The following is a 14,037-nucleotide window of genomic DNA, read 5'->3' as shown; positions in this document are numbered from 1 at the left end:
AGGCGGCTGTCGTGATATGGGAAATGACACCGCGTCCCAGCTTTTCACGCTCCCGCCCGTACCGGACACCATCCCACAAAGCGTACCGGTACTGTACCGGCAACTCTCGCTAGAATGCTCCAACGTCCTTTCGACCGACACCGGAGCTTGCCATGTCTTATCTCAGTCTCAGCGCGCTGCCTGCCGGCATCCTGTTCGCGCTCGTCACCACCATCACGCCCGGTCCGAACAACACAATGCTGCTGGCCTCCGGGGTCAATTTCGGGTTCCGTCGCACGTTGCCGCATCTGTCCGGCATCAGCGCCGGCGTCGTGCTGTTGATGCTGTCGGTCGGAATCGGTCTGGGCGAAGCCTTCGTGCATTTCCCGGTGCTGTACACAGTGCTCGAGGTCGCGAGCGTCGCTTATCTGCTGTACCTTGCGTGGAAAATCGGCACCTCGGGCGAGTTGAAGGTGAAGAAAGGCGAACGCCGGCCCATGAAGTTCTACGAAGCGATTGCCTTCCAATGGGTGAATCCAAAGGCATGGATGATGGTGCTGACCGCCGCCACGACGATCCACCTCAGCGAGAGCTACAGCGTGAACGCTATCGCGATGGCGGTGATCTTCTACGTGATCGGCTTTCCGTGTATCTGCTTATGGGCGGGTTTCGGCACGGCCATGCGGCAGGTGCTGTCGGACCCGAAGCGGCTGCGCATCTTCAATGTGGCGATGGCGCTGCTGCTGGTGCTGTCGTTGTATCCGATCGCGCTGAAGCTGATCGCCCAGGCGGCCTGAATGCGGTCGCTATAACGTTCCCTGTCCCACTCGCTCGATGAACCGCCACAACGCATCATCCGTCGAATACGGTGCGTTGAAGCGGAACCAGGCGCTCGGGGCATCGTCGGGACGGAAGTAGGAGCCCGGCGCGAGCCAGATACCGTGGGTGAGCGCGGCCGTCGCCACTTCGGCGGCCTGCTCCGCTTCGATTGGCAAGCGGGCCCACAAAAACAGCCCGGCGCGCGGCCGGTGAAACAGTTCCAGACCCAGCGAATCGAGCCGATCTTCAACGGTCGCATGCGCGAGCTTGAGGCGCTCGTTGACGGCTTCCACGTGACGCGCGTAGCGCCCTTCCAGCAGCACCTTGTCGACAATCCGCTCGATCGCCTCCGACGACGTCAATCCCACCGCCATCTTCGTGCGCGCCAGTTCGCGCAGCACCGCGCGCTCGGCGACCACGTAGCCGCAGCGCAGCCCCGGCGTCACCGTCTTCGAAAAGCCACCGACATACAGCACGCGCTGCAAGCCTTCCATCGCCGCGAACAAGGGTGCGCCGGACGGCGCGAGTTCGCGGCTCACGTCGTCCTCGATCACCCACATGCGCTGACGCTCGGCGATCTGCAGCAGGCGGAACGCCGCCGACATGCCGAAGGTCGCGCCGGTCGGATTCTGCAGCGTCGTGTTGACGAAGATCGCCTTCGGCTTGTGCTCGGCGACCAGCGCTTCGAGCGCGTCCGTATCGACGCCCGCCGGCGTGCGCGGCACGCCATGCACCACGAGGCCGGCCAGCTTGAGGATCTGCAGCAGATTGCAATAGCCGGGATCTTCGACGATCACGGCGTCGCCCGCTCGCAGCAAGGTGCGCACGATCAGATCCAGCCCTTGCGTCGCGCCTTGCGTGAGCAGGATGTTGGACACTTCCACCGGCAGGCCGCGCCGGTCGAGCTGCTCGGCGATCCGCTCGCGCAACGGCGCGAATCCGTACGGATGCCCGTAATCGCCCAGGCGCGCCGCCGGCACGCGGCTCATGGCGCGCAGCGCGTGCTGCAAACCGGTTTCGTTGATCCACTCGTTCGGCAGCCAGCCGCCGCCCGCCTTGATCGGCACCGAATGGTCGGCGAACACGTCGGACAGAAGCCAGGTAGCCGTGAGGCTCGGCGGCTGCCAGTCGGTGGCGGCGACTCGCGCGGACTGCGAGCGCGCCGCCACGCGATAGCCGGAGCCGCGCCGCGCGACCACGAGTCCCATCGACACCAGCCGGTTGTAGGCCTCCGTGACGGTGAAGGTGCTCAGGTCGTGGCTCTGCGCCAGTTGCCGCACCGACGGCAGGAGCGCGCCCGCGCGCAGCGATTGCCCCTCGATGGCGCGCGCGAAGCCTTGCACCACCTGCTCGACGAGCGTGGGAGCGGCGCGCCGGTCGCGCTCGAGTTGTAGTTCGATCATGGTCTGGACGAAAAAGCGGGCCGCGCGGGGCGGCTGAACGTATGAATATGTCCGAAACGCGGCACCGGCGAGCGTGCCGCCCCGCCATGGCACGCATCGACACAGTTGACGCAGATCCACCAACACAGTTAGCGCCACACCGCGTCAACTGTTTATGCCGCCATTAAACCGCGAACGCTACAGTTTCGCCATGCCCCGAAGGAAGTCCTTTTGGGGGACTACTTCGATTCGAGGAGATACCATGACTTCGCGCCCTGTCATCGACGATCTGTCGTCTTTCTGGATGCCGTTCACCGCCAACCGCCAGTTCAAGGCCGCGCCGCGCCTGCTGGAATCGGCCAAGGGCATGTACTACCGCAGCACGGACGGGCGCGAAGTGCTCGACGGTTGCGCGGGTCTGTGGTGCGTGAACGCCGGCCACGGCCGCGAGGAAATTGTCGCGGCGATCACCCAGCAACTCTCCACGCTCGACTTCGCGCCGACTTTCCAGATGGGCCACCCGCTCGCCTTCGAAGCGGCCACGAAAGTCGCGGAACTGATGCCGGAAGGCCTCGACCGCATCTTCTTCACGAACTCGGGTTCGGAATCGGTCGATACCGCGTTGAAAATCGCGCTCGCGTATCACCGTTCGCGCGGCGAAGGGCAGCGTACGCGCCTGATCGGCCGGGAGCGCGGGTATCACGGCGTGGGCTTCGGCGGCATTTCGGTCGGCGGCATCGCACCGAACCGCAAGACCTTCTCGGGCGCGCTGCTGCCCGCGGTCGATCATCTGCCGCACACGCATAACCTCGAACACAATGCGTTCACGAAGGGTCAGCCGGCCTGGGGCGCGCATCTCGCCGAAGAACTCGAGCGCATCGTCACGCTGCACGACGCGTCGACCATTGCCGCTGTGATCGTCGAACCGGTGGCCGGCTCGACGGGCGTGCTGATTCCGCCGCAGGGTTATCTGCAAAAGCTGCGCGAGATTTGCACGAAGCACGGCATCCTGCTGATTTTCGACGAAGTGATTACCGCGTTCGGCCGCGTCGGCAAGGCCACGGCGAGCGAATACTTCGGCGTGACGCCGGACCTGATCACGATGGCGAAGGCTATCAACAATGCCGCGATCCCGATGGGCGCGGTGGCCGCGAGCCGCACGGTGCACGACAGCATCGTGAACAGTGGCGCGCAAGGCGCGATCGAGCTGTTCCACGGCTACACGTATTCGGCCCATCCGGCCGCGACGGCTGCCGCGGTCGCCACGCTGGACCTGTATAAGCGCGAAGGTCTGTTCGAACGCGCCGCGACGCTCGCCCCGACGTTCGAAGCCGCCGCCCATTCGCTGCGCGGCGCAAAACACGTGAAGGACGTGCGCAACCTCGGCATGATCGCCGGCGTGGAACTCGAATCGCGCGACGGCGCACCGGGTGCGCGCGCTTACGAGGCGTTCGTCAAATGCTTTGAAGCGGGCGTGCTGGTGCGTTTCACGGGCGATATTCTTGCGTTCTCGCCGCCGCTGATCATCAACGAGGAGCAGATCGCGCACATCTTCAAGACTGTGGGCGACGTGCTGCCCACGGTGCAGTAACCGGTTCGCGATAGGCAGCAGGAAGAAGGCGGCGCGTTAATTCGCCGCTTTTTTTGAGCGCGGCATATGTCTTAGGACGCGCTCGAACAAAGCATGCCGGCGGTCACAACATCGCGCGGCAGCGCGGCACCACCGGACGCGGCGCGCGAACGACGGCCCGCAGCTTAGCTCAGCCAGACTGACCGCCGCCGCGCGCCACTGCAGCGCGAACGCAAAGCGGCCGCCGCCGGGCACGGCGAGAGGCGGCTGGCAAGCGGCAACCCGCCGCCGTAGCCCAACCCGGCTGACCACCGCCGCGCGGTGCGCGACTGCGGCACAACTCAATGATGCGTACGCGAAGCCCGCGTTTGAGCCGCCTTCTTCGCAGCCGCCGACCGTCCTGCAGCCCCCTTCGTCGCGGCGGCCTTCTTTGCCGCGGCCGAACGGCTGGCCGCCGGGCGTTTGGCTGCCGCGGTCTTGGTCTGCTTCGACAGCGCTGTGCGAGATGCGCCGGCCGTACCTTCCCGCTTCAATGCATCGGTAGCGGCGCGCGAGCGCTTCGCAGTCGACTCCGTGCTCTTCTTCGTCGTGCTCTTGTGCTGGCCTGCGGCGTTATCGGTCGCGGCTTTCTTCCGCGTGGCCTCGCTAGCCGTGCCCTTCTTCGGCGATTTCACGGCGACGCCGGCGCGGCGTGCTTCCGAGAGGCCAATCGCAATGGCCTGCTTGGCGGACCTGACGCCGTGCTTGCCGGCCCGCACCTTGTCGACCTGTTCCTTGACGAATTCACCTGCTTGAGTGCTCGATGCTTTGCCGGCGCGTTTGTCGGACTTAGCACGCTCGATCGTTTTCTTTTCAGGCATGACGGTTCTCCAGTTGGCTATGGCCTGTGTCATGCAGCAACACGTGTGCCGCGTGGCGTCTGGCAGGAGAATCGTGCTGAAAAAATGCCTTTTGGAACCGGCCGACTTCGACAAAGGCCCGCAACATTTCATCAAGTTTTCCGCCTGCAATCCCGGCGGCTCATGTGACGGAAGCGCCTGTCCTAGCCGCTTTTCGTTAGTACGGTGCCCCGGCTCTTCGCGAACCTAAGAGACAACAACCGTAAACTCGACCCCTGATTCAAAATCCAGCGTCGTGGTCGAGAAGCGCGGATTGCTGTCAAGGTAGTGCTTGTATGGCCGAACGGCGTCTTCGGCTGTGTACATGTTGTCGGCCAAAACGATAGATCCGGGACGCAGCAGCCGTTCGATCTGCTTGAACAGTTTGAGGTAGGTGCTCGCCCATACGTCGATAAACACCATGTCGAACGCGCCGTCCAGTTCGGAAATGGTCTGGAATACATCACCCTCCCGCAGTTCGACATACGCATCCACGCCCGCTGTTCTGACGTGATCCCGAAGATATGCGCATTTAACAGCGTCGAGTTCGGTCGCCACGACCATGCCACTGCCTAGCGTGCGAAGCGCCTCGGCGAAATACAGCGTGGACACACCGCAGGAGCTGCCGAGTTCGAGGATTCGGGCCGGTTTGTGCGAAAGCACCATATTGCGCAAAAACCTTCCCGTTTCCGCCGACACCGCGAGAGATAGCGGCGTGCCTTGCGAAGATTCGAAGTCTTCGCTGGATAGCCCGAGCGTTTCGAGAAACCGTCCACGCAGCCGCGGCGCGAGCATGTCGTATTCTTCCGCAAGGTCCTGAAACTCCTGACTCGATCCCTGGAACTGCGCCCGTGCGCGGGCTATGACTTCTGTCTGGCTCTGTTCATGAAGCCGTTGCAAAAGACCTGTGGTTGATGAAGGCATGTGCGCTCCTTGACGAGACCGAAAACGCTGACGACGCAACAAACGACAGACCGCTGCCTTAGGCAGACACCGTCTTTCCGCCATCAGCTAAAACGTGTGGCGCTACGCCGTTCTGGCCAGCTTGATCGCGCGTTCGGGGCACGCCGTCACGCAAAGACCGCATGACCGGCAGGCGAGCGCGTTGGGCGTGTAGGCGACTTTCATTCCATGCACGCGCAGCTTGAGCCGATGCATCAAATCGAGGCTGCGATAGTCGGCCTCGTCGATGCGCCGGATCTCAAACACATTCTCGGGGCAGACCTCCATGCAATCGCCCTTTCCCTCGCAACGTGTCAGGTCGACAACAGGCGCAATCACGCCCGGCTGCTGTTTGCACTCGTCCGGTGATTTCTCGCGCATGTTCAATCTCCCGTGCGCCCGGCGCGACCCGATCGCCATGCCGTCCGGAAATGCTCGCGCTCTTCGGGCGTCATCGCTTCCCATTTGCGCCAGCGACGCCGTTCGCGCCAGCCGCCGTGTCCGCGGAATCCGCCGAAGAGGATGCGGCTCAACACCAGCAAGCCCAACGCATGGGCGAAGTCGATAGCACGAGCGCCGACGAATAGCGCCGGAATCACCCAATTCCATAGCGTCATGACCACCCAGCCAAGCACGCCGATAGCGACCACCACGAGCAGTGCCTTACCCGCACATCTGATTCGAAAATTCATCCGTCAACTCCTTTAGATACCCAGTTCGTCGTAAATGGCCTGCAGCCGGGCGCGCAGATGCAAGACCGCGTAACGTTTGCGCGCGAGCAACGTATTCAGCGTGACGCCGCTTTCCGCCACCATGTCCTTGAAGGACCGGCCCTCCAGTTCGTGCGCGACAAATACCTCACGTTGATTCGCCGGCAACTCGTCGAGTGCATCCTGCAGGGCCTTGAGCAAGAGAGCGCGCGCGTAGAGGGCTTCGGGGCCCGCGTCGTGCGCCGGCAGGTCGAGGTCGAGGCGATACTCACCGTCGGGGTCGTCCCCAGCCGCGGACAGATCTGCCAGCGGCTGCTCTTTCTTCTTGCGAAAACGATCGACAATGCGATTGCGCGCCGCCCGGAACAGCCACGCGCTCGCCTGTTCGATCGGAGCGGGAAGCCGGTACGCCTGCACGAATTCGTGGAACACATCCTGAAGGATGTCCTCGGCATCGTCCGGGTCGCGTATTCGACGCCGGATAAAATTGACGAGCCTCGTGCGCTCACGCACCACGGTCGCGGTGATGTCGGTGTCTCGTTCGGTCATCGTCTGCGAAGTGAGTGGCGGTTCCATGAGCCTGAAGACGTTTCAGGCGCGCGAATATTGTGGCGGGCGCGAAAAATCTTTCCTCGGACAACCGTGCAACAGGACTCGCGCCGTTCATCCGGACGGCGTATGGTGCTGGTAAGGGTCGGCGTGTGGTCCGGCCCGACGGGAGACGTCCATGAAGATACCTACCGTACGCGCCGGCGCGCATATCGAGGGCGTGCACTGGATCGCCGAGTACGCCGAAGACGTTCATGAGATTCGCGTCTTTCGCGAAGGCCAGGAAGTGGATGTGCACAACGCGCCGTCCACCCTGTTCGGCGACGAGGAAAATGCGGGCTCCAAAAGCACCGCGGATCATCGCGCGGTGGAAGCCGCCGTGCTGGCTTATCTAAAACGATTCGTGATCGAGCACGACGCGGAGGAGTAGTTTTCCGCTCACCGCCGTGCGCTGCGGCGGGTCACCGTGGATCGCCGCGCGGCGCCACGGTATTCATTGCGCTACATGCCTGCGACGCCGCGCGCCGCAGGCATCGACACCTTACTCGGCAGGCCGCAGCTTTTTGACTTCGGCATCCGACGGCTGAACGCTCGCGCCATCGATATACCGGTACGAAGTCATCACGCCCTTGCCGTCCTTCAAACCCGTCACGCCCACATATGCGCCCATGGTCGACTGATTGTCCTGAGCGCGATAGGTGATCGGCCCGAACGGCGTCTCCACGCCTAAGCCCTTGAATGCGGCAGCCAGCTTGTCCGGATCGACCGACCCCGCCTTCTTGATGCCCGCGGCAATCGACATCAGCGCCGAATAACCGACTACCGAGCCAAGGCGCGGATAGTCGTGATACTTGGCCTGGTACGCATCGACGAACTTCTTGTTGGCTGCCGTATCGATCGAATACCACGGGTAACCCGTGACGATCCAGCCGGTCGGCGCTTCAGCGCCTAGCGGGTCGAGATAGTCCGGCTCGCCAGTCAGCAGCGAGACCACGCTGCGATCCTTGAAGAGCCCGCGCGTATTGCCCTCACGCACGAACTTGCCGAGGTCGGCGCCGAACAGCACGTTGAAGATTGCGTCCGGTTTGGCGTCGGCGATTGCCTGCGTCACCGCGCCCGCATCGACGTTGCCAAGCGGCGTGGCCTGCTCGGCGACGAACTGCACGTCGGGCTGCGCCGCCGTCAGCAGCTTCTTGAAGGTCGCCACCGCCGATTGCCCGTACTCGTAGTTCGGATACACGAGCGCCCAACGTTTCTTCTTCAGCTTGGCCGCTTCGGGCACCAGCATTGCCACCTGCATATACGTGGACGGCCGCAGACGGTATGTATATTTGTTGCCGTCGGCCCAGACGATCTTGTCGGTCAACGGTTCAGCGGCGAGGAAGAAAATCTTCTTCTGCTTCGCGAAGTCGGTCAGCGCGAGGCCGGTGTTAGACAGAAAGCCGCCGAACAACAACTGCACCTGCTCACGCGCAATCAACTCCTGCGCGACGCGAATCGAGTCACCCGGATTCGCGTTGTCGTCGCGCGACACCACTTCGAGCTGTTTGCCGAGCACGCCGCCCGCGGCGTTCACCTGGTCGAGCGCGAGATTCCAGCCGTTCTTGTAAGGCCCGAGAAAGGCGGGCTGCGCCTTGTAGCTGTTGATCTCGCCGATCTTGATAGTCTGCTGTGCGCTCGCGCTCAACGCGGCGAGCGACAGCACCGTGGGCACCATGAGGCGAGAGATCCATCCTGCGCGCGTGGTCATGCGTTTCTCCGTTATCAAAAGGATTGCGGGAATGCGGTCGTTGTTATCGGGTGTTTCGAAAGCAGTTCGCGCTTCAGTCGGCTCTCGGCGGCGTCGCGCGAATCCGGGCGACGCTCGCCGTGACGTCCTGCCATGCCGGCTTGCCACCGGCGAATTGCTGACGCAGGTAAGACACGAGTTCGGCGACCTGGGCGTCGTTGAAACTGTCACGGTAAGCCGGCATCGTACCGAGTTCGGGCCGTGCAGGCGAGCCGATGCCGTCGAGAATCACGCGAATCAGATTATCGGGCGTCGCGCTGTGCAGATTCGTGTTAAGCGCCAGCGAAGGGTGCGCGCCGAACAATTGCGGCCCGCTGCCCGTGTGATGACAGGCGGCGCACGCGCCGTCAAAGAGTCGCGCGCCGACGCCAGCCGGCGCACCGGAAATCGCGCTGGCCTGTTCGTACTGACGCGCCACTGCGGCCGGATCGGCATTGGGTTCCAACGGATTGAGCGACGCGAGATACGTGGCCATCGCGCGAATATCGCTGTCGGGCAGCGCCGCCAGATCGCCGACGACCGGCGCCATCGGCCCGGCCGCGACGCCATGCAGCGGCGCGTGGCCGTTGCGCAAGTAGCGGAAGAGTTCGTCTTCGCTCCATGGCACGGGCGCATTGGAAAGCGCGGACAACGCCGGTGCTTCCCAGCCGTCCGCCATGCCGCCGCCCATGAATGCCGCGCCGGTTTTTTCGGCGCCGAACGCATTGCGCGGCGTGTGGCATGCGCTGCAATGGCCGAGCCCGTTCACCAGATACGCGCCGCGATTCCATTGCGCGCTTTGCGTCGCGCTGGCGGTGAACGTCGTGCGTCCGAGAAACAAAGCGTTCCAGGCGGCCATCAGCGGACGCACGTTGAACGGATACGCCAGCTTCGTTTCCGGCGGACGCGAGCGCACCGGCGTTTGCGCCATCAGGTACGCGTAGAGCGCTTTCAGATCGTCGTCGGAGGTGTTCTGAAACGATGTGTACGGAAAGGCCGGATAGAAGCGATGGCCATCGCGGCTCATGCCTTGGCGCATCGCCCGCACGAAGGCTTCGAGCGACCAGTTGCCGATGCCGGTCTGACCGTCCGGCGTGATGTTGGTGCTGTAGACGGTGCCGAACGGCGTGTCGAGCGGTTTGCCGCCGGCGTTCGGCACGCCGTTATGCGCGGTATGGCAAACCGCGCAATTGCCGAGCGACGCGAGCAGCTTGCCGCGCGCCACGAGATCCGGCGCGAACGTGCTCGCGAGCGGCGGCGTGATCGGTGCGATAGCGTGCGGCGCGAACGACAACGCGCCGAGCCAACCCACCGCGCCTGCTGCGAACGTGCCTAGAAAACCCAGCCGCCAGCGCTTCCTTTTACGCGCCGCCTTGTCCTCGGCTTGCGCATCGGCGAGCGCGGCGCGAATCGTCTCCGGTGTAAACGGCGGACGTCGAAAACGCACGCCTGTGGCATCGAAAAGCGCATTGGCAATCGCGGCCGCACCGGGCAGCGACGCGGATTCGCCGGCGCCCATTGGCGGCTCGCCGTGGCGCGGCATCATCACCACATCGATCACGGGTACTTCGCGGAAAGTCAGGATCGGATATGCGCCCCACTCCTGGCTCGTTACCGCGTTCTCGCCGAACGTCACGCGCTCTTTCAGCGCACGGCTGGTTGCCTGGATCACGTTGCCATGTATCTGATGGCGCACGCCGTCGGGATTCACCATCGTGCCGGTATCCTGGCCGACCACCACGCGCGTCACCGCGAGTTCGCCGCTCTTGCGATTGACTTCGACGTCGGCTACCCAGGCGGACCACGCCGCGCCGAATCCGGGAAATTTGCTGTGCACGTAGCGGGCATAAGCGATCCCGCGTCCGCGTGCGATGTCGCCTTCTTCTTTGCGCTCCGTATTACGCGGCTCCCAGCCGGCCTTTTCCGCCACGGCTTTGACCAGGTCAATCGCGCGCGGATCGGTCAGATGCTTCAGACGAAACTCAACCGGATCGACACCCGCTTCCGCCGCGAGTTCGTCGATGAAGGACTCGTGCGCGAACGTGTTCGGCAACGCGGATACGCCGCGCAACCACGACGCCCGCACGATCGGCGGCGTGTCGTCGCAAACAATGCGCATGGTGCGGTAGTCGTACGGCGGCACCGCCGTGCGGTCGCCCATTTCGAACACCTGCGGCTGCGCGGAGATCGTGCCGGTCAGCAGCAGCGCCAACGTCGGCGCGTCGTTGGACGGATAGCGCGTCGCAAAGTCGTACGCCGCCAGTTCGCCCTCGGCATTCAGCGCGCCGCGCACGTCCATCAATTGCGCGGCGCCTTTCGGCTCCCACGCGTGCTCGTCTTCACGCGAGAGTTGCACGCGCACCGGACTGCCGGTGGCACGCGAAAGCAATGCGGCGTCGGCGGCGACATCGTCCGCGCAGTTGCGGCCGTAGCAGCCGGCAGCCTCCATTCGCACGATTTCGATGTGCGCTTCGTCCATACCCATCAGCAAAGCGAGATCGGCGCGCAGCGAATGCGGGTTCTGCGTACCCGACCAGACCTTCAGCGCGCCCTCGCGATAGTCGGCCACCGCGCAAGAAGGCCCAATCGATGCATGCATCTGAAACGGCCATACGTAAGTGCGTTCCAGCGTGCGAGCGGACTCTTGCGCGAGCGCCGCATCCACATCGCCTTCGATCACCAGATCGCGCCTTGTGGCGGGATTCGCGCGCAAAGCGGCTTCCACTTCCTCGCTGGTTTCGAGCGAAGGCAACCCTGCGACCGCTTTGCATTGCACGCGAAGCCGCTTCACGGCCTGCTGCGCGACTTCCTCACGCTCAGCCACGATGCCGACGAAATCGCGAATCACCACCACCTTGACGATGCCGGGCAATTCGCTAATGGAGTCTTCATCCACCCGCAGCAGACTATTGCCCATGAAGTCGCCTTGCGCGACTCCGGCATACGGCGGCCGCACCACGCGTCCATGCAACATGCCGGGCACGCGCACGTCATGCACGAAACTCAACTCGCCGGTGGCCTTCGCCGGAATATCGACGCGCGGCGCGCTCTTGCCGACGATCTTGTATGTGTCCGGCGACTTCAACGGCGCATCGGTGGCGAGCTGCAATTCGACGCGTTTTCCGCTGATCAGCTCGCCGTAGCCCATGCCCTTCGCAGACGCGCTGCCGTCACGTCGATAAACGACACCATCACGCACATCGAGTTGCTCGATGCCCACCTTGAAGCGCGCCGCCGCTTCCGCCAGCAGATATTGCCGCGCCTGCGCCGCGGCGTGCCGCAAGGGCACCGCCGATATCTGAATCGTCGCGCTGGCAATCGTCGGCCCTTGATTCGGCGCTTCGCGCGTATGGCCGAGCACGATCGACACGCGCGTCAACGGCACATCCAGCTCTTCCGCGACGATCTGCGCGAGCGCCGTGCCGATGCCCGTGCCCAAATCGACGTGACCGTTGAACGCGACCACGCTGCCGTCGTCACGCACCACGAGGAACATATCCGCCTCAGTCGGCACGAACGACGAACGCGAGCCCGGCTGACCGATCGCCGGCTTGACCGGCGCTTGCGCCGCACGCGCGACGATCAGCACGCTCTGCGCATCGTAGAGCTGTTGCCGGGACGGTGGCGCGGCGCGTCGATCCACGCTGAAATCCGGCCCGGTCATGCGCGCTCTCCTGCGTGCACCGCGGATTGCGCAGCCGCTTGCGCGGCAAGCAATTCAGCGGCGCGCTGCACCGCGCGCACGATCTCGACATGCGTGCCGCAGCGGCACAGATTGCGCGACAACTCACGCCGGATCGTCTCGACGCTCGGGTGCGGATCGCGATCGAGCAGCGCCTTGGCCGTCATGATCATGCCGTTCAGGCAGTAGCCGCATTGCGCGGCCTGTTCTTCGATAAACGCCTGCTGCACCGGATGCAGCGCGGCGCGCGTGCCCAGTCCTTCGAGTGTGGTGATTTCGCGGCCCAAGGCGACCTTCGCGGTCGTGACGCACGCGCGCGTCGGCATGCCGTCGAGCAACACCGTGCACGCGCCGCATTCGCCGAGTCCGCAGCCGAACTTCGGACCATTCAGCGCGAGGTCGTTACGCAGCAGATAGAGCAGCGGCGTGGCGGCGTCGGCGCTGACGAGATGCGTCGCGCCGTTCACATGCAGCAGAAGAGGCGCGGGACGGTTCACGATTGTGCCGGAGTGGGTATGCGATACGTACTCACAGCACCACCGGCACTTCGGTAGCCGGTGGCGTATTGCGGCTGCGCCGGCAGCGGATCAGTCCGTCGATCATCACCATGCCCACGCCGGGAATATCGCCGAGCTGCACGCTTTCGAGCAACGTGTCGGCCGCCGTGTGTTGCGCGCGGTCCATGAACACGAGGTCGGCGGGGCGGCCCACTTCGATCAAGCCTTGACGCAGGTTACGTTGACGCGCGGTGTTGCCCGTCGCGAAGCAGAAGGCGATTTCGGCGGGCACATCGGCAAGACTGGAAATCAGCGCGATCATGCGCAAGATGCCGAGCGGCTGCACGCCGGAACCCGCGGGACTATCGGTGCCGAGAATGATCCGGTGCGGGCACTTCAATTCGATCGCATGACGCGCGGTCAGCAAGGCGATCCGTTCGTTGCCGTTGTGGACGATCTCCAGCGCGCGGCTCGACTGCTCGCACAGATCGCAAACATGCCGGTACGAGAGCGAGGTATGCCCGCCGTTGATGTGGCCGATCACGTCCGCATCGGCGGCGAGCACTACATCGCGATCGATCAGACCCGAGCCGGGAATCGACGGACCGCCCGTGTGAATCGTGCTCTGAATGCCGTACTTGCGCGCCCACGCGACCATCTGCGCGGCTTCCTCGCCGCCTTTCACGCTGCCGAGGCCGACTTCGCCGAGCAGTTTCACGCCCGCTTCCGAAAGCTCCTTGAAGTCCTCTTCGACCATGCCCTTCTCGATCACCGGCGCGCCCGCCATGACCTTCACGCCGCCGCCGACGCCCGCGCCGCGCATGCCTTCGAACGAACGTTGCGCGGTAATCGCGAGCGCTTTCACACCGAGCACGTCTTTCGGGCGGCCGGGCAAATGCACTTCGCCGGCGGAAATCATCGTGGTGACGCCGCCGTTCAGATTCGATTCGATCCAGCCCATCTGATTCTGGCGCGGCGTCCAGTCGCCGAACACGGGATGCACATGCGAGTCGATCAGTCCGGGCGCGACCGTCGTGCCTTTGCAATCGACCGTCGTGCGCGCGCCTTCGAGATTGCAGTCCTTTTCCCGGCCGACTTCGACGATCACGCCGTCGTCGATCACGAGCGTATCGGCGTCGAGAATCGGCTGATCGATGTCGCCGGATAACAGCAGCCCGATGTTCGTTACCGCGACCTTGCCCGACAAGCCTGTCAACGTTTCTGCTGCCATCTGCCTCTCCTTTCGCAACGACTGCCCGGC

13 protein-coding genes are annotated in these 14,037 nt (G+C 64.0%); 3 read left to right on the top strand and 10 right to left on the bottom strand.

Features of this window, described 5'->3' with window-relative positions; genetic code table 11:
• Positions 1-152: 152 nt before the first annotated feature.
• Positions 153-776, top strand: a complete 624-nt coding sequence (locus tag B0G73_RS00450) for a LysE family translocator (protein ID WP_106276906.1) — start codon at positions 153-155, stop codon at positions 774-776.
• A 9-nt stretch (positions 777-785) separates the two neighbouring features.
• Here B0G73_RS00450 and B0G73_RS00445 read toward each other — a convergent pair whose 3' ends face one another.
• On the bottom strand, positions 786-2,201 hold the full coding sequence (locus tag B0G73_RS00445) for a PLP-dependent aminotransferase family protein (protein WP_106277657.1): 1,416 nt from the start codon (positions 2,199-2,201) through the stop codon (positions 786-788).
• Positions 2,202-2,442: 241 nt separating this feature from the next.
• On the opposite strand from B0G73_RS00445, the gene B0G73_RS00440 reads away from it, so the two are divergent.
• A complete protein-coding gene (locus tag B0G73_RS00440; protein WP_106276905.1) occupies positions 2,443-3,771 on the top strand; it encodes an aspartate aminotransferase family protein in 1,329 nt (442 codons plus the stop codon).
• Between the two features lie 320 nt (positions 3,772-4,091).
• Here B0G73_RS00440 and B0G73_RS00435 read toward each other — a convergent pair whose 3' ends face one another.
• The 5 genes from B0G73_RS00435 to B0G73_RS00415 form a co-directional block, all read right to left on the bottom strand.
• The gene (locus tag B0G73_RS00435; RefSeq protein ID WP_106276903.1) at positions 4,092-4,610 is read right to left on the bottom strand and encodes a DUF6496 domain-containing protein; all 519 of its coding nucleotides are present in this window, start codon (positions 4,608-4,610) and stop codon (positions 4,092-4,094) included.
• Between the two features lie 225 nt (positions 4,611-4,835).
• Complete coding sequence (locus B0G73_RS00430) at positions 4,836-5,552, bottom strand: O-methyltransferase (protein ID WP_106276902.1); 717 nt, start codon at positions 5,550-5,552, stop codon at positions 4,836-4,838.
• 102 nt (positions 5,553-5,654) lie between these two features.
• Complete coding sequence (locus B0G73_RS00425; RefSeq protein WP_106276901.1) at positions 5,655-5,951, bottom strand: 4Fe-4S dicluster domain-containing protein; 297 nt, start codon at positions 5,949-5,951, stop codon at positions 5,655-5,657.
• 2 nt (positions 5,952-5,953) lie between these two features.
• Positions 5,954-6,262: a hypothetical protein gene (locus B0G73_RS00420; protein WP_106276900.1), complete on the bottom strand. Its 309-nt coding sequence runs from the start codon at positions 6,260-6,262 to the stop codon at positions 5,954-5,956.
• Between the two features lie 12 nt (positions 6,263-6,274).
• A complete protein-coding gene (locus tag B0G73_RS00415) occupies positions 6,275-6,856 on the bottom strand; it encodes an RNA polymerase sigma factor (RefSeq protein WP_181196466.1) in 582 nt (193 codons plus the stop codon).
• A gap of 151 nt (positions 6,857-7,007) precedes the next feature.
• Between B0G73_RS00415 and B0G73_RS00410 the strand changes: the two genes are divergently transcribed.
• Positions 7,008-7,259: a hypothetical protein gene (locus tag B0G73_RS00410; RefSeq protein ID WP_007178046.1), complete on the top strand. Its 252-nt coding sequence runs from the start codon at positions 7,008-7,010 to the stop codon at positions 7,257-7,259.
• 111 nt (positions 7,260-7,370) lie between these two features.
• On the opposite strand, the gene B0G73_RS00405 is transcribed toward B0G73_RS00410, so the two are convergent.
• From B0G73_RS00405 to B0G73_RS00390, 4 genes are all read right to left on the bottom strand, one after another.
• Complete coding sequence (locus tag B0G73_RS00405; RefSeq protein WP_106276899.1) at positions 7,371-8,579, bottom strand: ABC transporter substrate-binding protein; 1,209 nt, start codon at positions 8,577-8,579, stop codon at positions 7,371-7,373.
• A gap of 73 nt (positions 8,580-8,652) precedes the next feature.
• Complete coding sequence (locus tag B0G73_RS00400; protein ID WP_106276898.1) at positions 8,653-12,261, bottom strand: molybdopterin cofactor-binding domain-containing protein; 3,609 nt, start codon at positions 12,259-12,261, stop codon at positions 8,653-8,655.
• Positions 12,258-12,776 carry a (2Fe-2S)-binding protein gene (locus B0G73_RS00395; protein WP_106276897.1) on the bottom strand — a complete coding sequence of 173 codons (519 nt, stop codon included), beginning with the start codon at positions 12,774-12,776 and terminating at the stop codon, positions 12,258-12,260. The genes B0G73_RS00400 and B0G73_RS00395 overlap by 4 nt, the downstream gene beginning before the upstream one ends.
• A gap of 31 nt (positions 12,777-12,807) precedes the next feature.
• Complete coding sequence (locus B0G73_RS00390; protein WP_106276896.1) at positions 12,808-14,007, bottom strand: amidohydrolase family protein; 1,200 nt, start codon at positions 14,005-14,007, stop codon at positions 12,808-12,810.
• Between the last annotated feature and the right edge of the window lie 30 nt (positions 14,008-14,037).

The sequence above is a fragment of the Paraburkholderia sp. BL25I1N1 genome (assembly GCF_003002025.1).
Lineage (GTDB): Bacteria > Pseudomonadota > Gammaproteobacteria > Burkholderiales > Burkholderiaceae > Paraburkholderia.
Note: the sequence above shows the minus strand (reverse complement) of the source record. Positions and strands in the feature narration are given on the sequence as shown.